Here is a 17,946-nt window from a genome sequence, read left to right on the forward strand (position 1 = left end):
CTACTCAGACTAATCGTCGTTGGTCTCGACGAGGTAGTCGGACCAACGAGTGATCCGATTTTCCGCTTCCTCGGGCTGCACCGGTGGCTTGCCAACGGAATAAAAATTACCGTCGGCCCGAAGATCTCGAATGCCGTCACTTGTGCCGAGTATCGCCCCGTCAGAAAAGTCGCACCGCACAAAGCGATTTCTAGACAGATTGAAACTCTCAATCGCGAGCATTGTGCATTCGGTAAAGGTGCAGTTGTCGAACGTCACGCCATACACGCGACGAATGGCGCAATTATAAAAAGTGACGCCGTCAAAGTGCAGGACCGAGAAGTTCTCGTCACCTATTTCGTCCTCAATGAAATAGCCGTGCTGGTAATAAACATAGTTGACGCCAAAAAGCGGTTTCCAGGCTGCGGTCGTGTCGTCGGAGTCCTCAAGTATCTCTTCGAATGCGACCATGTCGTCCAGGTAATCGAGGTTCGACAGAAAAACGGCATTGAAGGCATCAATGGCCGCGGCTACTACCCTGTCGGCGTGGCTGCGGTGGCCGTACTCCCGTATAAAGTCGAGGAGCAATCGCCGCGAAGGCTCATAGAATTTGCTTGTCGTAGCCGTGGCAACGGCATGCAGTGTCGCAACGCCGGCCGAACGCTTGGCCGGTTCCGCGGCGGCGATCAACTCAGCGCCCTTTTGCAACAGAGCAGCAAGGCCTGCTTCTTCGGTAAGAGCAATTTGCTTCTGAAGGCCTGCAAGTTGCTGAGCACTGGTATTTGCCTGTCTTGCCGAAATCAGCCCGCGCCATACTACCGTTGCGAAGGTTATGGCCGCTACAGCGAGAACGCCCAATGGCGAAACGGTTTGAACGCGCTGCAAGCGATCGGCTTCGCCAGGAATGGAAAGAACCCACCACGCCAGGACGCCGCCAACGACAACAGAGATTACCGCACCACTGATTGCCAAGCTGAGCCAGTTATCCTCGCGTTCGTACGCCGCGCGACGATCAATATCCTGCGTATCCATGCTCCGTCCCCTCCGACTGGACAGCTTTCGTACAACGCTGCTCGGTCACAAGTCACGGGCAAAGCAGGATGACCGATGATGTCATCACGCTCTTCGTCGAAGATGCGCGCGCGGTGTCGGTCGAGGACGCCGCGAAGCGGCTCGGGCTGAAGTTCCCGGGCAAGCTGCACGAGCATGCGCAGCCATGCCCACACTGCGGCGGCACCGACACGTTCTCCTTCAACACCAAGAAGAACGCCTGGAACTGCCGCGCGGGCGGCGTTGGCGGCCGCGACGGCATCGGCATGGTGGCGCATTGCGAGGACCTCGACGTGCACCGCCGCGAGAAGTTCCTCGAGGCCTGCTCGATCGTGCTCGACCGGCCGATTCCTGAAGAGGCCGAACGGGAAAGCGAGGACGAGCGGGCGGCGCGGCGCAAGCGCCTCGAGGAACGCCGGCGGCAGAACGAGGCGGAGAGCGAGGCCCGCGCGATCAGCGAGGCCGACTATCGCGAGAAGGAGCGCAACAAGGCGCGCGGCATCTATCGGCCGCTGGCGCCGCTGCGGACATCGTCATTGCCGTATGGCCGATTCTATCTCGGCCGGCGCTGCGCGGGCTATCCGGACGCGACCTGGCTGCGCGTCGGCGCCGACGTCACCTACTGGCACGGACAGGACGAGCGCGGCGCGCCGATCGCGCTCTATTCCGGTCCGGCTATTGTGGCGCCTTTCATCGGTCCCGACCTGGAGCTGATCGGTTGCCACATCACCTGGATCGACCTCGACCGCGCGCCGAAATATCGGCCGCTGCTCTACGGCCTGACCAAGGAAGGCATTGCCGCCGGGCTGGTGCCGTGGCCGCTCGGAGATCGGCCGCCCTCGGCCGAGGATCTTGAGGCTGGGCTTTACGAGCAGCTCGCCACCAAGAAGATGCGCGGCACGAAGAAGGGCGGCCTGATCCCGATCGCCGGCGATCCGCAGGCGCGGCGCTGGGTTGGCGGCGAGGGGATCGAGAACGGCGTCGCCTTCGGCGAATGGGAGGGCTGGCGCGACGACAGCTTCTATTTCGCCGCCGGCGATCTCGGCAACCTGTCCGGACCGGCCGAGGCCTCATCGCGCTTCGCGCATCCGGTGCTGAAGAAGCCCGATGCTAAGGGCGTGCTCAAGCCCGTGATGATCGCTGGCCCGATGCCGAAGCGCGATCAGGAGGCCGACGACGCCATGTGGGTCGGCGACCAGGTCGACGAGCTCGTGCTCCTCGGCGACGGAGATTCCGAGCGCGTGATGACGGCGGCCGCGATGGCCCGGGCGCGTGCGCGGCATGCCCGGCCGGGGCGGCTGATCCCGATCGTCTGGCCGCAGGCCGGATGCGATTTCTCAAAAATGGCGGCAGAAGCCGAAGCGGGGACTTGAGTGGCAAAAAAGAAGAAAACCAGCATGCCCGACGAGGTCGCGGCCGTGCTCGAGGAAGCCCAGCGCCAGGCGGCGGCCTATGGCGACCCCGCACCCCTTCCCGGTGATGGCGCGACTGGTGCAGGTGATGACGAGGATGGCGAACCGGGTACGGGGCCGAAGGACCCCGGCGAGGTCGACTGGGATGTTGTTCGCCATTGCGCCGGTCTCGATCATTCCGACACCGACAACGCCGAGCGTCTGCTTGCGCATTTCGGCGATGACCTGCTGGTGCTGGCGCAGTCGAAATCGCGCAAGGCCGCCTATGCGGTATGGGATGGCACGCACTGGGATATCGATCTGGGCGAGCCGAAGAGCCTTGCAGTGGCGCAGCGTGTGGGCGGACGCATCGCGCTCGAGGTCGGCATGCTGAAGCTGACGGAGGCCGAGCAGAGGCTGGTCGATAGGGCCGACGCCGCAGCCGAGAAGGCTGACGACCAGCTGACGGTCGTTGAAAAGCAGATCATCGCAAAGGCGGAGAAGGCGCGGGAAGCCTATCGCAAGCGCGGGCAGAGCCGTATGCGGCACGCGGTGACCTCGAAGAACAAGGGCAGGCTCGAGGCGATGCTCGCCTGCGCCGCGCCGCATATCCAGCGCGGCCCCGACGAGTTCAACGCCGATCCGCTGAAGGTGGCGGTGCTCGGTCATACGCTGTGCTTTCGCCGCGTGACGAAGCGTGTGCCCAATCCGGCCTACAACGATCCGGACGACAGTCGCGAGGACGTGCCGGAGACCATCCTCGCGCCCGATGGCGAGTTGAAGGTGATCAAGGGACATCGCCGACAGGACCTGATCACGCAGCTCGTGCCTGTCGCCTATGATCCGAAGGCCAAGTGCCCGAAATGGGAAGCGTTCCTTGAGGACAAGCTGCCCGTCGAGCGCGTGCGCCGCATGGTGCAGGTGGCGTCCGGCCTCGGCCTCGTCGGCATCACCGTGCAGCGCCTGTTCTTCCACTACGGCTTCGGCGCCAACGGCAAGTCCGTCTACATGGAGACGCTGTGCCGCCTCCTGGGCGAGGTGGCTGTGACGCTCCCTTCGGAATCGTTCATCGGTGAGGGCAAGGCCGGCGGCAGCGCCAATCCCGACATGGCGCGGCTCTATGGCCGGCGCTTCCTGCGCGTGAAGGAGCTGCCCGAGGGCGAGGATCTTCGCGAGAACCTGGTCAAGGACCTGACCGGCGGCGAGGCCTTCACCGTGCGCGACCTGTTCCAGGGCTATTTCGACTTCAAGCCGGTCTTCGTCGGCCACATGTCCGGCAACGGCTATCCCAAGATTTCCGGCACCGACAACGGCATCTGGCGACGCATGGCCGTCATCCATTGGCCGAAGACGATCGCGGAGGAAGAGCGGCGCGAGTTCGAAGAGGTGCTGGCGGAATTCGTGCCGGAATATCCGGGCATCCTCAATTGGCTGATCGAAGGGGTGATGGTCTTCCTGCGCGAAGGTCTCGTCATCCCCGAGGAGGTGCGCCAGAAGACGCAGGAGTACCGGGACGAGATGGACAAGACCTCGGCCTTCTGCGCGCGGTGCGTGCTGCCTGCCGCAGACGGCGAGGTGACGGCCAAGGAGTTCTACCAGGCCTATGTCGACTTCACCATCGACCAGGGCGGCCGGCCGATCTCGCTCACCGCCTTCGGCCTGATCATGAAACGGAAATACCAGCGCGAGGATGGCCGCATCGTCACCTATCGCGGCATCAGGCTGGTCGACGTGCCGCCGCCCAAGCAGGGCTCGCTCGGCACCGGCAAGGACGATTTCGAAGGGCATTTGCGATGAATGCTGGCCATTTCCCCGCAACCCCTTTTGGCGCGCCTGATCCGCCCTGCAGAGTATCGCCTCCCTTGATTTCATTGCGCTTTTCGACGCGACAGTTGCGATAGTTGGCGACACTTCGCGAGACTCTGCATAGGGCGAAAAAGACAGCGAAATCAAGACGATGCGACAGTCTGCACCAGTTTGTCGGGGGTCTATAGGTGAGGGGAAGGGGGCCGGGGGAAAAGATTTCGCGTCTACAGGGCCTTCAAAACTGTCGCAACTGCCGCAAATTCCGATCAACACATTGAAAACATTCAACAAACTGTCTCCGACAAACTGTCGCTAAACTATCGATAACTGTCGCAAACTATCGCAAGGAAGGTCTGTAGCCATGAAAACGGTGACTATTGAAGAACTGCTGACCTGGGCCTTCGTCCATGAATTGCCGAAGGGCGGCGGTGTGGAAGGGCTGGACAATGCCAATTCGGCTTGGCGGATGCTTGAGGCCTCGTCCTGGGGCAAAATCACCAGCTTTGCCGAACTGGGCACGCTGATCGACAGCGGCACCGGTAACGGCAATTTCTTCATCGAGCAGGGCGAGCCGCATGACGATGCGGTGACCCTCGGTCGCGCCGTGGCGCGGCTGGGGCAATGCGACGTTGCGATCCCGGGCAACTGGCATGCCCTGGCCGACTGGCCAAGAACCGACGATGTCACCGACGGCATGGCCGATGCCGCGGTGAAGCGGGCGATCGATCGCTACATGCTCAGGACGGCGCATCGCCGCGCCGCTGGCATCGTAAGCCTCGTGGTCGGCACCGCCATCCTTGGAAAGGAACTCGATTATCAAGCCGAGCCGAGCAAGATCCGGATGGTCGAACGCGGCGGCAAACCGGCATGGTTCGTCATGCGTCGCATCAACCACGAGGACGGCCAGGCCTATGATATCGAGGTGGACGGTTACAATGGCCGCACGCACCGGCCGGTGAAGGGCGCCTACCGCAAATACGAGTTCTCGACCGATCCGACCGGCGACATTCTTGGCCGGCTGGATTACCAGACATGGGTCGCGGCCTTGCGCCGCCTCGAAGTGGAGATAGCGGCCGACCTGGTCGCGCATCGGCTCGTCCATTCCGACCGCTCGATGACGCCGTGGCTGGACCGGGACATGCCGGGTGTAGCCATCGTCGAGCGGACTGCCGAGCGGCCTGCAAAAAAAACCGCCGTCGCTTGTTGACGTGCGACGCAAACTTGACATAGACCTGATCACGGTAAAAAAGAAATCGCCCCGGCGCTCCCGCGACCGGGGCTTTTCATTGTCGGGAGACAGGGTTTTGTCCGACCTGCAGATCAGGTGGGCGGACCTCTCCGGGCTGAAGCGGATGGACAATTCGCTTGGCCGTTTGAGCGAAATTCAGCGCAGCATGGCGCTGGGCCGCGCCGTCAACCACGTGGGCGACAGGCTGCGCACCAAGCTGTCGCGGACGCTGGCCGATCAGACCGGCCTGCCGTACCGGACCATACGCAAGGCGATCAAGGTCGAGCGTGCCACCTATGGCAGGCTTGCCTACACCATGCGCACGCAGGGCGGCGACATCTCGCTGAAGTTCTTCAAGCCGCGCGAGACGCGCGCTGGCGTAACCGCTTCGCCCTTCGGCAAGCGCCGGCTTTTCGCTGGCGATTTCACGAAGGCAGGTCGGTTTCCCAGGCGCGTTACGGCAAAGGGCTTGGGCGGCCACGTCTATGCGCCTGACAGGTCCTCGACCAAGTGGGGCAGGCCTGTATCGTTCGTAGATTCGGGTGTCGTCATCCCGGCCGAGATGGTGAAGGGCGATACCGCGCAAGAGTTCACGTCGTTCGCCAACGCCGAGCTGCCGCCTCGGGTTATGCATGAGATCAGCTTCATGCTGCCCGGCTTCTTCGACTGATCGGGGCAGGGCGGCCCGCCTCGACCTCACCCCCTGTAGGGACCGTATGCCGCCCCTCGACCGCCGACGGGCAAACCGGCCCCTGAATTATCGCCAGTAAGCGGGTTTGAAACCGGTACACGCACGATGCGTGCTGCACGCGTGCTGCACGCACGGGTCAAAAATCGGAAAATCTCATGATGGAGGGAGCCGAGACCGGCGACGCCGGCGAGTGGATATCTATTACCGATGCCGCCGCACGGCTGACCGAGGCCGGCGACTTCGTCGAGCGCTCGACTCTGTCGCGCTACATCAAGCAGCACGCCGAAGCATTGCCGACCCGCCAGGATGGCAAGTCGAACCTGGTCGAGTTCAACGCGCTGCGTCAGCACCGGTCGGAAAACATCCGGCTGAAGCCGGCGCCGGCTCGCGAAACATTTCCGACCCGCCCGCTGACCGGCAAGCCGTCGCCGCGGTTCGCCGGCAGCCAGTCGGACGGCCTGGCGCGCAAGGCGCAGGCAGATGCCGAGATGCGCGAGATGGACCTCGCGCTGCGCCGCGGCGAGCTGACGCCGACCTCGGAAGTCGATCGGGCCGGCCGCGACGCCATCGCGCTCATGCAGAGCGCTTTCGAGCGAGCGGTCGAGGCCGAGGCGGCCACGCTCAACGTACGTTACGGCTGGGAAGAGCGCCTGGTGCGCATCGCGCTCAAGGCCTTCACGACCAAAGGTCTCGAGGTGTTCAACCGCGAGATGCTGAAGCTGATCGACCAGCATCAGCGTGAGGCGCTCGACGGTGCGGGACCCGCATCGGATGGGCCGGGCAGCCTGCAATGAGCTATCACGACACGCGGCTGCATTTTCCGGAAACGCCGCGAGGATCCGCGATCCTCTTCACGGCGCTCGCCGCCGCGAGCAAGCCGGTCGACGCGCTGACGATCAGCGAATGGGCCGACCGTTACCGCAAGGTGTCGGCTGAATCGGGATCGCCGTGGCCGGGCGATTTCCGCACCGACCGGGTGCCGTATCTGAGGGAGCCGCAGGACTGCCTGCATCCCGACCATCCGGCCCGCCGCGTCACGGCCCGCTGGGCGGCACAGCTCGGCAAGTCGACCGCGATCGAGAACTGGTTCGGCTACACCGTCGACCAGGCGCCCGGCTCGATGATGATTGTGCTGCCGACGCTGGAAGAGGCGACCAAGTTCAACCGCGTCAAGCTGCAGCCGACGATCGACGCCAGCCCGCGCATCGCGCACAAGGTGGCGCCGGTGTCGAGCCGCGACGAGCAGGGCTCGACGACGGCATTTAAGCGCTACGCCGGCGGCTTCTGCCAGATCGTCAACGCAGGCTCCTCCAAGGGCCTGCAGATGGTGTCGATCAAGAACCTCGCCATGGACGAGGTCACCGGCTACCCGCGCGACGTCGACGGCCGCGGCAGCCCGCGCGACCAGGCGCGGGCACGGCAGAAGATGTATGGCGATCTCGCAAAGGAATGGCAGGGCTCGACGCCGGGCATCGTCGGCGAATGCGTGATCAGCGCCGACTTCGAGGCCGGCGATCAACGCCACTACTACGTGCCGTGTCCGCACTGCGACGTGTTCCAGGCGCTGGCCTTCGAGCAGATGCGCGGACCGGAACCCGATCGCGGCCTGTCGGCGCATCTCGCCTGCCAGTCCTGCGCCGAGCCGATCGTCGACGGCCACAAGCACGACATGCTGGCGCGCGGCCGGTGGATCGCGATCAGGGTGCACGATGGCGAGCCGCCGGTGCCGGCGCTGATCCCGGCAGCCGAGCTGGCGGACTGGATTTGCCCGCCCTGCGAGGGTCGCTGCCGTGACTGGCAGCCGAGCTATCATCTCTGGGCAGCTTATGCGCCCCGAGAGCGCTTCGGCGACATCTGGGCGCGCTGGAAGGATGCCGAAGGCGACACGACCAAGCTGCGCACCTTCATGCAGCAGGATCTCGCCGAGCCGTACGATCCGGGCGGCGTCGCCGTCGAATGGGAAAAGATCGTCGAGGCGGCGAAGGGGCATCCCTATCCGACGCGGGCGGTACCGGCCGAGGCCGGCCTGCTTGTCTCGGCAGCCGACGTCCAGAGCTATGGCATCAAATGGGCCGTCTATGCGATCGGGCCCGGCGACCAGTCATGGCTGATCGACCGCGAAGTGTTCGTCGGCGCGCCCGACCAGGTCGACGACGCCTGGATCGCGCTGGCCGACGCGCTGGGGCGGACCTACAAGACGGCCGGCGGCGGCGAGAAGGCGATCGACCTGTCGGGCGTCGATTCGGGCTTTGCGACCGAGCGGGTCTACCGCTTCTGCGCCTCGCGGCCGAACTGCTTCGCGCTCGACGGTCGGCACGCGGCGGGACTGCCGTGGCTGGGCACGCCGGTCAAGAAGGATATCCGCGATCATCGCAAGCGGATCATCGCCAAGGTGATGCTCTATCCCGTGGGCACCTATGACGTGAAGACGGCTGTCATGGCCGGCCTCGCCAATTTCGTGCTCGGGCCGGACAAGACGGGAGCCTGGCCGCGCGGCACGCTGCACCTGACGGGCGATCTCTGCGACGAGGAGTTTGCCAAGGAGATGACCGCCGAGCGGCTGGTCGACCCGGACGAGGAAGCCCGCGCCACGGTCGGCCGCCGCGCTCGCAACCTGATCAGCCCGAAGGCGCCGCGGGAGTGGAAGAAGATCCTCGGCCGCGCCAACGACTGGTTCGACGCCACCGTCTACGCCCTGGCGATCGGCTGGCACCTTCGCCACAAGCGGCGGCTCAACGCGGCGCGCTGGGCGGAGCTCCTGCTCGACGTGCACGGCAAGCCCGCCGAGCCTGACCTCTTCGAGGCGGCTGAAGCCGGGCCGTTCCAGAAGAAAACGAAACCCGCCGATCCGGACCGCGAAGCGCGGCGGGAAGCGCGCAGAAAGAAATGGGCCAGCCGCCAATGACCGGAACAGCGACGGAAAAGCCGCGCATCCGCGTTCCGGCCGGGCGCGCCGTGGCGGACATCGCTCGCCCGCGTTCGCATTCGGGGTACCTGCGCGACACGCGCTCGGGCATCATCATGGCGCGCGGCGCGACGCTGACCGAGCATCGCGAGCAGGTCCGGGCCGTGTGGCGTCGCGCGGCGGCTCTTGTCAGCGATATCGTGCAGAATTCCGGTCGGCTGCGCGGTGCCGTCGACCAGGTGCTCGCGGACACCGTCGGCGAAGAGCTCGTGCTCACACCGAAGCCGAAGCTCGCCAAGCTCGGCTATTCCGACAAGGAAGCGATCGAGTTCGTCGCACTGGTCAAGGATTGGTGGAAGCGGCGCGCCTGGAACCCGCGCGAATGCGACTTTCGCGGCAAGTTCATCATGCCGCAGCAGGTCGACATGGCGATCCGCTCCGACATCGTCTTCGGCGAAGCCATCGCGGTGCTCGAATATTGGCCGAAGGCCCTGCGCCGTCGCTATGGTGTGGTCAGCGGCACCAAGGTGCTCATGATGTCGCCGGCGACGCTGGTGCAGGACACCAACTCGCTCGAAGGGCTCTATCAGGGGGTCATCCACGACGAGAACGGCCGTCCGGTTGCCTATCGCTTCCGCGAGAATCGTGACGGCATGATCGTCAAGAAGGATTATCGCGCCTTCGATCGGGAGGGCCGCCCGAACGTCGTGCATGTGTTCGATCCCGCCGAGCCGACCGACGTGCGCGGCATCTCGCGTCTCGCCGCGGCGATGCGCCGGTACCTTCAGCACGACACGCTGGTCGACACCACGATCCAGATGGGGATCCTGCAGACCACCATGGCATTCGCCCTGACGAGCCCGAACCCGTCGAAGGATGCTTTCGAGGCGCTCGCCGCGATCGAGGACGATGAATTCAGCGAAAGCTACATGGATTATTTCCATGGCGCGCTGGAAAGGGCGGAGAAATCCAAGATCTCGATCTCCGGCGACCCGCAGATTTCGCAGCTCGGCCCGGGCGAGAAGCTCGAGCTGCTTTCCACGGGCGTGCCCGGGCCGCAGTTCCTGCCAGTCTCGGCCGAGCTGTCGCGCGATCTCGCCCGGGCCCTCGGCATCACCTATGGCGGCCTCACCATGGACAACACCTCGGCGACCTATTCGTCGGTGAACATGGACAACGCCTCGATCTGGCCGATCGTCACGCGCCGCCGCAGCCGCACCGCGGCGCCGATCTGCCAAGCATATTACGAGGCAGGCCTCGACGAGGAGATCGGCGAGGGCCGCATTCCCTTCAAGGGCGGCTACGAGGCCTTCGACGCCAACCGCGAGGATGTCCTGTGGACGCTGTGGAACGGCCCTGCCAAGCCGACCGCCGATGACGGAAAGTCCGCCAAGGCGGCGACCGAGCGTCTCATCAACGGCACCGGCACCTTCGAGGACGAATGCGCCGCGCGAGGCTTCGATCCGGAAGAGGTCTTTGAGAGCCGGGTGCGCTGGCACAAGCGGTTCGTTGACGCCGGCTTGCCGTCGCCCTTCGTCGCCCAGAACAAGGGCGGCGGTGGCGATGCCGGCGCCACGGAAGACACCCCGCCGGCGAAGCGGCAGAACGCCTGATGCCGAACATGGTCAGCATCAATGGCGTCGCCGTCGACGCGGAGGATCCGTGCGCGCTCTACCAGGCGCTCTACGCCGTCAAGCTGCGCATTCTCTCCGGCGAGCATGTCGAGGAGCTGCAAATCCAGTCGCCGGTTACGCGCGAACTGATGCGGTTTTCATCGGCGAACCTGAAATCGCTCGATGCCGAGCTGATGCGCCTTGCGGCCGCGTGCTCGGCCAAAAGCGGCCAGCGCACCCGCTACGCGAAGCGCATCCGCTTCACCTGCTGAGGTTCCGATGACATCGCTGATCCATATCGCCGACCGGGTGCTGAACCGGCCCCTCCTGATCACCCGCGACAAGGCCGAGGTCGTTCTTTCGGTTCTGGCGGGGCGCATCGGCATCAACGCGCCCGAGGCCTCGCGCTTCGAAGGCTCGTCGGTTGTCGAAGACGAGAACGGCGCGCGCCGGGCCGTGCCGTATCGCGTGACGCGGGAAGGCGTCGGCATCATTTCCATCACCGGCTCCCTGGTGAACCGCGGCGCATGGGTTGGAGCGAGCTCGGGCCTGACCTCTTATGAGGGCATCGGCTACCAGCTCAAGTCGGCGGCATCGGACCCAGCCGTCAGGTCGGTCATTCTCGACATGCATTCGCCCGGCGGCGAGGCCGTTGGCGCCTTCGAAACGGCGGCGCTGGTCCGCGATCTGGCAGCGAGGAAACGCACCGTCGCCGTCGTCAACGGCATGGCGGCATCGGCCATGTATGCCATCGGTTCGGGCGCCACCGAGATAGTCACCACGGAAACCGGCATTTCCGGCTCGATCGGCGTCGTTCTGCTGCATGCCGATTTCAGCCGCCAGCTCGATCGCGAAGGTGTCACGCCGACTCTGATCCATGCCGGCGCCCACAAGGTCGACGGCAACCCCTTCGAGCCGCTGTCCGACGCCGTGCGCGAGGATCTGCAGGCCGAGGTCGACGCCTTCTACGAGAGCTTCCTGGCCACCGTCGCCAAGGGGCGCGGCAAGCGGCTCACCGCCGATGCCGCCCGCAAAACGGAGGCCCGCACCTTCATCGGCCAGGCGGCCGTAGATGCCGGCATCGCCGACCGTGTCGGCTCGTTCGAATCGGTCCTCTCGGACCTGACCCGCGCCCCTGGGCGCTCCACCTCGCAACCAAGGAGAACTTCCATGAGCGAGAAAACCGGCGCGCCCGCAGCCGAAGATGATGCGGGCATTCCGAAGGCCGATCACGACGCGGCGGTGAAAGCCGCGCGCGCCGAAGGCGAGGCCGCCGGCGCCAAGACTGCCACCGACCGGCTGGTCGCGGCACTCTCGGCCGAGGGCGTGAAGGGCGATGCCGCTCGCATGACCGCAGCGCTCGACCTGGCGCAGAAGTCGCCCGGCATGTCGGGCGAAGACGTCGCCGCCTTCGTCTCGGCGAATGTCCAGTCCACCAAGCCTGCCGCCGCCTCCTATGAGGATCGCCGGCTGGCGGCGGCTGGCCTCGCCCAGCCGGGCCGCTCCGAGCAGCGGAGCGAAAAGCGCGCAAGTCTCAACCCGGACGCGATCTACAAGTCGCGCGCCAAGCAGGAGGGCTGATCCATGCTGGACATCAAGACCATGGGCCCGCGCAATCTGGCCTTCGTCCTTTCCGAGCAGGAAGGGAACGGCGAAATCTCGCGCGAGGTGGTCACCATCGCCTCCGGGGCAGGGAAGCTCGATCCCGGCTATGTCCTGGGCCAGATCACGGCCTCGAAGAAGTACGTCGGATCGCCGGCCGCTCAGGTCGTGGGCAAAGAAGGAGCCGAGACGGCCTCCGCCATCCTCGCCTACGAGGTCGACGCGACCAGCGCCGACGCCGAGGCCGTCGTCATCAAGCGGATCGCCGCGGTCAAGAAGCCGATGCTGATCTTCGACCCGTCGGTCAACGACGACACCAAGAAGGCCGCGAAGCTCGCGCAGCTCGCCGCGGTCGACATCATCGCCCGCTGAGCATCCCGCTCGGCTTCAACACAACCGCATCGTTGCGAACAGGCCCCCAAAGCCCGGTCGCACATGCTTAGGAGGCCTAAATGGCTGGAGAAATGGCAGACATCTGGGACGGTGATGGCTTCACCGTCGAATCGCTCACGGCGGCAATCAACAACCAGCCGTATCGCCCGGGGCAGGTCTCGGCGTCCGGCATCTTCGAGGAAGACGGCGTCACCACGACCCGCATCTCGATCGAGCAGCGCGACGGCAAGCTCTCGCTGGTCGAGCCGACGAAGCGCGGTGCCGCCGGCGAAACGGTCGATGACGACGACCGCTCGCTGGTCCCGTTCGACATCGACCACTTCCAGCGCGACGATTCCGTCCTGGCCGACGAGGTGCAGAACGTTCGTCAGTTCGGCACGACCGATCAGCTCGAGACGATCGAGCAGCGCGTCGTGAGGAAGGGTGCCCGTCATGCCCAGGACCTGACGATGACGCTCGAGCATCTGCGCGTCGGCGCGCTCAAGGGCATCGTCACCTCGAAGAGCGGCAAGACCCTCATCGATCTCTACAATCGCTTCGGCATCGCCGTGCCGGCACCGGTATCGCTCGAGCTCGACGTCGATACCACCAAGGTCGGATCTCTCTGGCAGGACGTGGTCTATTCGATCGAGGACGATCTCGACGAACCTTACAGCGGGATCCACGTCTTCACCGGCCGCGACTTCCATAAGGCCCTGTGGACCCACAAGTCGGTCACCGAGACCTTCTTGTACCATGGCGGCGCCGCCGTTCTGCGCCAGGACGTGCCGGACGTGTTCCCGTTCGGCGGCGCGACCTGGGAGCGTTACCGCACCGGAGCGAAGGCAACGGCCGATCTCGGCGCGCCCTACATCGCTGCCAATGAGGCCCGGGTGGTCGTGAGGGGCGTCCCCCAGCTCTTCATCACGCGCTTCGCGCCGGCGGACTATGAGGAGACCGTCAACACCATCGGCCTGCCCTTCTACATGAAGCAGGAGCCCAAGCGCTTCAATAAGGGCCGCGACATCCAGGTGCAGATGAACCCGATCAACCTGTGCACCAAACCGAAGGTGCTGCGCAAGCTGACACTGACCTGACCGGTCCGACCGAAACGGAAACCGGCGCCGTATCGGCGCCGGCTCCCGTCCGGCAAGTCCTCTTGGGAGGGCTTCCCAGACAGGAGCAGGAGAACCATCATGAGCAAGTCGATTTGGGTCGCCTTCAGGAATGGCGGCATGATCCCCGCCGCGGTCACGGGCGGAAAAGAGAAGAAGGTCGGCCCGCATGAGCCGGTCGAGGTGCCGGAAAGCTATGGCCAGCATCTGATCGACGACCGATTTGCCTACAAGGCCGAGAAGCCGGCCGCTCCCAAGCCGGCGAAGGACCAAGGTGGCAAGGGTGCCAGGCAGGATGCCGCCAAAGCCGCGCGCGCCGGCGAACTGGTGGCCACCATCAACGAGCTGAAGAAGGCGGTTGAGGCTGCCTCCGACCTTGAGGCCAAGACGAAGCTCGCGGCGGACCTTGCCACGGCCGAAGACGAGCTGAAGACGCTGGAAGCGGCCTGACCGGATCCTCTCATGGACATTCGTGCAGCCCGCTCGCGCCTTGTCCATGAGACGCGCTCCCGTCTCGGCGCCCTGATCACTATTCGCGCCAAGGTGCGGGGCGAGATGTCGGTTGCCGACGATCCGTCGCGGCCGGCCATGGTCGACCTGCAGGGCCGGTTCGACATCAACCCGGATCTCGAGTTCCTTGGCGGCCACGACCGCGGCATGGCGCCCATCCGGTTTGCCGGGCGCTTGTGCACGATCTCGATCCCGCGCGCCGACATGGCCTGGCTGCCGAAGGCCGGCGACCAGTGCGAGGTCACCAGCCGCCCGGCCGAGCCGATCTACGCGATCGAGCGCGTCGTCGACGACCTGCCCGAGGTGATCGTGTTCTTTCTTTCCGTGCTGCAGCCTGTCGTTTGATTGCTCGGGATGTGTCCTAGTTGCCCCTCCTCGTCGGCTGAGAAGGGCTTGCGCTTGCCACGTTCGGCCGCCGTGGCAATCGCGCCGCAGCTCATTCCGAACTCAGCCTGAGCCATGTCGCTCTCAAGTGAACCATCCACATCGAGCCGAGAAAACATATTGGAAGCATGCGAACCAGTGTCTTCCACTGGATGACGATCACAGAGTCTGTCGTGTGATAGGCGGCCCAGGCCCCGCGACCAATCGCGTGATTGTTAAAGCCATCGAACTGAAGGCCGATAAGCATCAAACCCATGAGCAACGTAGTTGAAATCGGCCGTGGCTCCATAGCTGGCCGAGCTCTCGATATCAAAACAAAAAAGAAGATACTGAACGCTGCGCAAAATACGGACAGCATGGATTCCGTTGAAAAAAGATCGCACTCCTCGTTTTGGGCTCCTTGCCAAAGAATGAGGTCGTTATATATCGCCTGATTTCCAGGCCATAGCCACCGAAGGATCGGCCTGTCGCGGAATTCGCACGTATAGTCTAGAGGCAAGTGCGGTATTGTCAGCCACGTAACTGCAGATGCCGTAATTAGAAGACAAAAAGCAATGAGCAGAGCTCTCTGCCTCTGTCGAATGCCTTCAGTATCTTTTTGGGAATTCGACATGGTTTTCATCCGGCCGAGGAGGCACTGGTGGCTCATAGGCGAACTGTATTTTGATCGTCAAGCGAAGCGGTAGCAAACACACGCTGTTTTGATGGGGAAGCCATAGCGATCGAGGCAATCGCCGTTTCGTACGGCCTCTTCGGCCGAGATGGAAATCGAGACATCCTGCAGGCCAGGAAGGTCCGGCCGCCGGGCTCATTCGCCCAGCGGTGAAGCCGCAGCAATCATAGGACATAACTGCCATGAGCCTGGTCAACGCCATGCTGAGGATGCTGGCCGTCCAGGCCTTGCGCGGCAACACCATCGCCGCCGACGGTGTGACCGATTCCTCGATCGAGGCCTTGTCTTCGATCATGAGCAACCGGCAGGCGCCGGTCATCCTGGTGCGGATCGACGAGGCCAAATACAGCGGCCGGAACGAGGGTTTCTTCGTCACCTCCGGCACGGTGACCTTCGCGCTCGACCTGATCGTCGCAAGTGCCGTAACCCACAAGGTCGACGGCCAGACCGTGACCGATCTCATTATCGAGCCGACCGATGCCGGTCTCGAATTCTCGCTCGACATGCTCGATCGGCAGTGGCGAAGGGTCTTGTCGGACCCGAACAACGCCTTCGCCGAATGTTTTCGCGACCTGATCGCCGCAATCGGCCCCGTGAAGGCCGCGCGCGGCGTCGACCCTGAGGGCGGCCGTAAACATGCCATCCGCATGGTCGAGATCGAGATCGAGCCCGTCTGCGATCCGGCTCCCGGCGCCGCGTTGCCATCCGTCATCGACGCGGCGCTGACCAGGCTCGCGACTGTCACCGACTATCAGGGGGCGGTTGCCATCATGCGCGCCGAGCTCGGCAAGGGTGCCGATCTGACGAGCTGGCAGAAGGTGCAGTCGACGCTGATGACCACGGCGGCGGTGCCCGGCATGTTGGGCGTGGCGCCGCCGGACGCGCTCCCCGGCCTCGTAGAGGCCGTCGATTTCGACAATGTCGGCACCGTGATCAACGGCGCTGAGACCGAGCTGACGGAAGACATCTTGCCCGATCCTGATCTTGGCGGGTCGGCATGAAACGGCCGCAGGCCGCAAGCCCGACCGGGCGTCGCGAAGCGCCCCGCCGGAGCCGCAGGCGGCGCAGCCGCCGGTGCGCGGCGTGAGGTAGAAGAACATGCACGACGCGGAGCTTGTGAAGGTCATTCTCGGCCTGCAGGCCGACATCGCTGCGCTCAAGCGCATGGTTGCCGGCAACCTTCGTTTCGGCACGGTCAAGAAGGTAGACCACGACGCCCACCGCGTGCAGCTCCTGCTGTCCGATGCCAACGGCCGCGAATTCCTCTCGCCGCTGCGTCCTTGGGGCGAGATCGCGGGCAGTGAGAAGTCCTGGCGCCCGCCGACGGAAGGCCAGCAGATGATGCTGGTCGCGCCGCATGGCGATATCCGCCAGGCCGTCGCGCTGCCGATGACCTATTCGGACCAGAACGCCTCGCCGTCGTCGGACCCGGGCACGCGGATCCTGTCGAAGTTCGGCGGCGCCTCCATGCTGTTCGACGGCGGCGGCGACCGTGCCGAGCTGTCGGCCTCGCGCGTCGATCTCGGCGCCGCCGAAGGCAAAAAGGTTGCCCGCGTCGGCGATCACGTCCACGTCATGTCGGGCTCCTCGACCGGCTTCTGGCCGATAGTCGAGGGGTCATCGAAAGTCTACGCCGCCGACTAGTGGCGAAAACCGGAAACGACCCACAGTAGACTCCAGCAACCGCCGGCCCAGACCAAATTGACACATCCAATCAGCTACTCAGTAATGTTCGGCATGTAAGGATCGAGACCGGCCTGGGGATTGATGAATGAGCAGATTGGGAAAAATCCTGCGGACGGCCTGGATTGTCGCGCTATGCGTGGCGGGAGCGTTGGTTGGCAGCATGACAGGCTATCAGAATGCCGGATACTCCGGTGCCATAGCACTGGGTCTGGGAGGTTGGGCTGCCGGAGCCATTCTCGGAATGGGCGGTCTTGCCGGCGCAAGAATTCTGATGCGCGTCTTAACCTAACGGCCGCTCTCCTTCGTTGGCGGCCGCACGCTTCGGGTACCAGCGCCATGCGTTCACCACTAGGAGCCTTTCAATGAAGCTCGTTGTCACGGATCGCGCGCCACACTTAGGCGCGCCGGGCTCGACCGTCGAGATGTCGCCTTCGCAGGCCGCTTATGAGCGGCTGCGCGGCCATGTCGTCGAGCCGATCAAGCCGAAGCCCGCAGCCGAGGAAGAGGCTGTCGCGAAGCCCGCTGGGCGCGGGAAGCGCACGTGACGCAATTCGGCATGGACCGCTCGACCGGCTTGCGCCAGAGCGGCTGGGACAATGTCATCCAGGCGATCGAGATCCTGCTGACGACCCGCTATTTCGAGCGCGTGCTGCGCGAGTATGTCGGCAGCCCGGTGCCCGCGCTGCTCGGCGAACTGGCGAATGTGCAGACCGTCATCCGCTTCCAGTGGTCGGTGGCGGCCGTCATCCTGCTCTTCGAGCCGCGTTTCACGCCGACGCGCATTTCACCGCTGACGCTCGACCGGACAGGCGCTTCCGACTGGGTCATTGAAGGCATCTATCGGCCGCGCGCACATCTGGGCGATATGACGCCGGCCGGAACCGTCTCGCTGCGCCTCGGTCAGGCGGGCGACCAACTGATCGTAACGGGGTAATCCGGGC

18 protein-coding genes are annotated in these 17,946 nt (G+C 64.6%); 17 read left to right on the forward strand and 1 reads right to left on the reverse strand.

The window, feature by feature from the left end; all coding sequences use genetic code 11:
* Nucleotides 1-9 precede the first annotated feature (9 nt).
* Entirely contained in the window at nucleotides 10-1,011 is a 1,002-nt protein-coding gene (locus LB528_RS23110; protein ID WP_224716426.1) for a right-handed parallel beta-helix repeat-containing protein, read from the reverse strand.
* Between the two features lie 68 nt (nucleotides 1,012-1,079).
* On the opposite strand from LB528_RS23110, the gene LB528_RS23115 reads away from it, so the two are divergent.
* From LB528_RS23115 to LB528_RS23195, 17 genes are all read left to right on the forward strand, one after another.
* On the forward strand, nucleotides 1,080-2,402 hold the full coding sequence (locus LB528_RS23115; protein WP_224716427.1) for a P4 alpha zinc-binding domain-containing protein: 1,323 nt from the start codon (nucleotides 1,080-1,082) through the stop codon (nucleotides 2,400-2,402).
* Complete coding sequence (locus LB528_RS23120) at nucleotides 2,403-4,217, forward strand: phage/plasmid primase, P4 family (RefSeq protein ID WP_224716428.1); 1,815 nt, start codon at nucleotides 2,403-2,405, stop codon at nucleotides 4,215-4,217. It abuts the gene before it with no gap.
* Nucleotides 4,218-4,587: 370 nt separating this feature from the next.
* Nucleotides 4,588-5,433 carry a hypothetical protein gene (locus LB528_RS23125; protein ID WP_224716429.1) on the forward strand — a complete coding sequence of 282 codons (846 nt, stop codon included), beginning with the start codon at nucleotides 4,588-4,590 and terminating at the stop codon, nucleotides 5,431-5,433.
* 97 nt (nucleotides 5,434-5,530) lie between these two features.
* Entirely contained in the window at nucleotides 5,531-6,124 is a 594-nt protein-coding gene (locus LB528_RS23130; protein ID WP_224716430.1) for a phage tail protein, read from the forward strand.
* A 176-nt stretch (nucleotides 6,125-6,300) separates the two neighbouring features.
* Nucleotides 6,301-6,939 carry a hypothetical protein gene (locus tag LB528_RS23135; protein ID WP_224716431.1) on the forward strand — a complete coding sequence of 213 codons (639 nt, stop codon included), beginning with the start codon at nucleotides 6,301-6,303 and terminating at the stop codon, nucleotides 6,937-6,939.
* Nucleotides 6,936-9,050, forward strand: a complete 2,115-nt coding sequence (locus LB528_RS23140; protein ID WP_224716432.1) for a phage terminase large subunit family protein — start codon at nucleotides 6,936-6,938, stop codon at nucleotides 9,048-9,050. The genes LB528_RS23135 and LB528_RS23140 overlap by 4 nt, the downstream gene beginning before the upstream one ends.
* The gene (locus LB528_RS23145) at nucleotides 9,047-10,663 is read left to right on the forward strand and encodes a phage portal protein (RefSeq protein WP_224716433.1); all 1,617 of its coding nucleotides are present in this window, start codon (nucleotides 9,047-9,049) and stop codon (nucleotides 10,661-10,663) included. Before LB528_RS23140 ends, LB528_RS23145 begins: the two co-directional genes overlap by 4 nt.
* An 8-nt stretch (nucleotides 10,664-10,671) precedes the next feature.
* The gene (locus LB528_RS23150; protein ID WP_224716434.1) at nucleotides 10,672-10,935 is read left to right on the forward strand and encodes a hypothetical protein; all 264 of its coding nucleotides are present in this window, start codon (nucleotides 10,672-10,674) and stop codon (nucleotides 10,933-10,935) included.
* A gap of 7 nt (nucleotides 10,936-10,942) precedes the next feature.
* Nucleotides 10,943-12,244: a S49 family peptidase gene (locus tag LB528_RS23155; protein WP_224716435.1), complete on the forward strand. Its 1,302-nt coding sequence runs from the start codon at nucleotides 10,943-10,945 to the stop codon at nucleotides 12,242-12,244.
* A 3-nt stretch (nucleotides 12,245-12,247) separates the two neighbouring features.
* The gene (locus LB528_RS23160) at nucleotides 12,248-12,637 is read left to right on the forward strand and encodes a head decoration protein (protein WP_224716436.1); all 390 of its coding nucleotides are present in this window, start codon (nucleotides 12,248-12,250) and stop codon (nucleotides 12,635-12,637) included.
* Between the two features lie 80 nt (nucleotides 12,638-12,717).
* Nucleotides 12,718-13,734, forward strand: coding sequence for a major capsid protein (locus LB528_RS23165; RefSeq protein ID WP_224716437.1), 1,017 nt, complete (start codon nucleotides 12,718-12,720; stop codon nucleotides 13,732-13,734).
* A gap of 99 nt (nucleotides 13,735-13,833) precedes the next feature.
* Complete coding sequence (locus tag LB528_RS23170; protein WP_224716438.1) at nucleotides 13,834-14,202, forward strand: hypothetical protein; 369 nt, start codon at nucleotides 13,834-13,836, stop codon at nucleotides 14,200-14,202.
* A 12-nt stretch (nucleotides 14,203-14,214) separates the two neighbouring features.
* On the forward strand, nucleotides 14,215-14,607 hold the full coding sequence (locus LB528_RS23175; protein WP_224716439.1) for a hypothetical protein: 393 nt from the start codon (nucleotides 14,215-14,217) through the stop codon (nucleotides 14,605-14,607).
* 894 nt (nucleotides 14,608-15,501) lie between these two features.
* Nucleotides 15,502-16,320 (forward strand): hypothetical protein, encoded by an 819-nt coding sequence (locus LB528_RS23180; protein WP_224716440.1) that lies wholly within the window; start codon nucleotides 15,502-15,504, stop codon nucleotides 16,318-16,320.
* Nucleotides 16,321-16,417: 97 nt separating this feature from the next.
* Entirely contained in the window at nucleotides 16,418-16,963 is a 546-nt protein-coding gene (locus LB528_RS23185; RefSeq protein WP_224716441.1) for a phage baseplate assembly protein V, read from the forward strand.
* A 404-nt stretch (nucleotides 16,964-17,367) separates the two neighbouring features.
* Nucleotides 17,368-17,550 (forward strand): hypothetical protein, encoded by a 183-nt coding sequence (locus tag LB528_RS23190; protein ID WP_224716442.1) that lies wholly within the window; start codon nucleotides 17,368-17,370, stop codon nucleotides 17,548-17,550.
* Complete coding sequence (locus LB528_RS23195) at nucleotides 17,547-17,939, forward strand: GPW/gp25 family protein (protein ID WP_224716443.1); 393 nt, start codon at nucleotides 17,547-17,549, stop codon at nucleotides 17,937-17,939. The genes LB528_RS23190 and LB528_RS23195 overlap by 4 nt, the downstream gene beginning before the upstream one ends.
* Nucleotides 17,940-17,946 lie beyond the last annotated feature (7 nt).

It is taken from the genome of Mesorhizobium sp. CA4 (assembly GCF_020165075.1).
Lineage (GTDB): Bacteria > Pseudomonadota > Alphaproteobacteria > Rhizobiales > Rhizobiaceae > Mesorhizobium.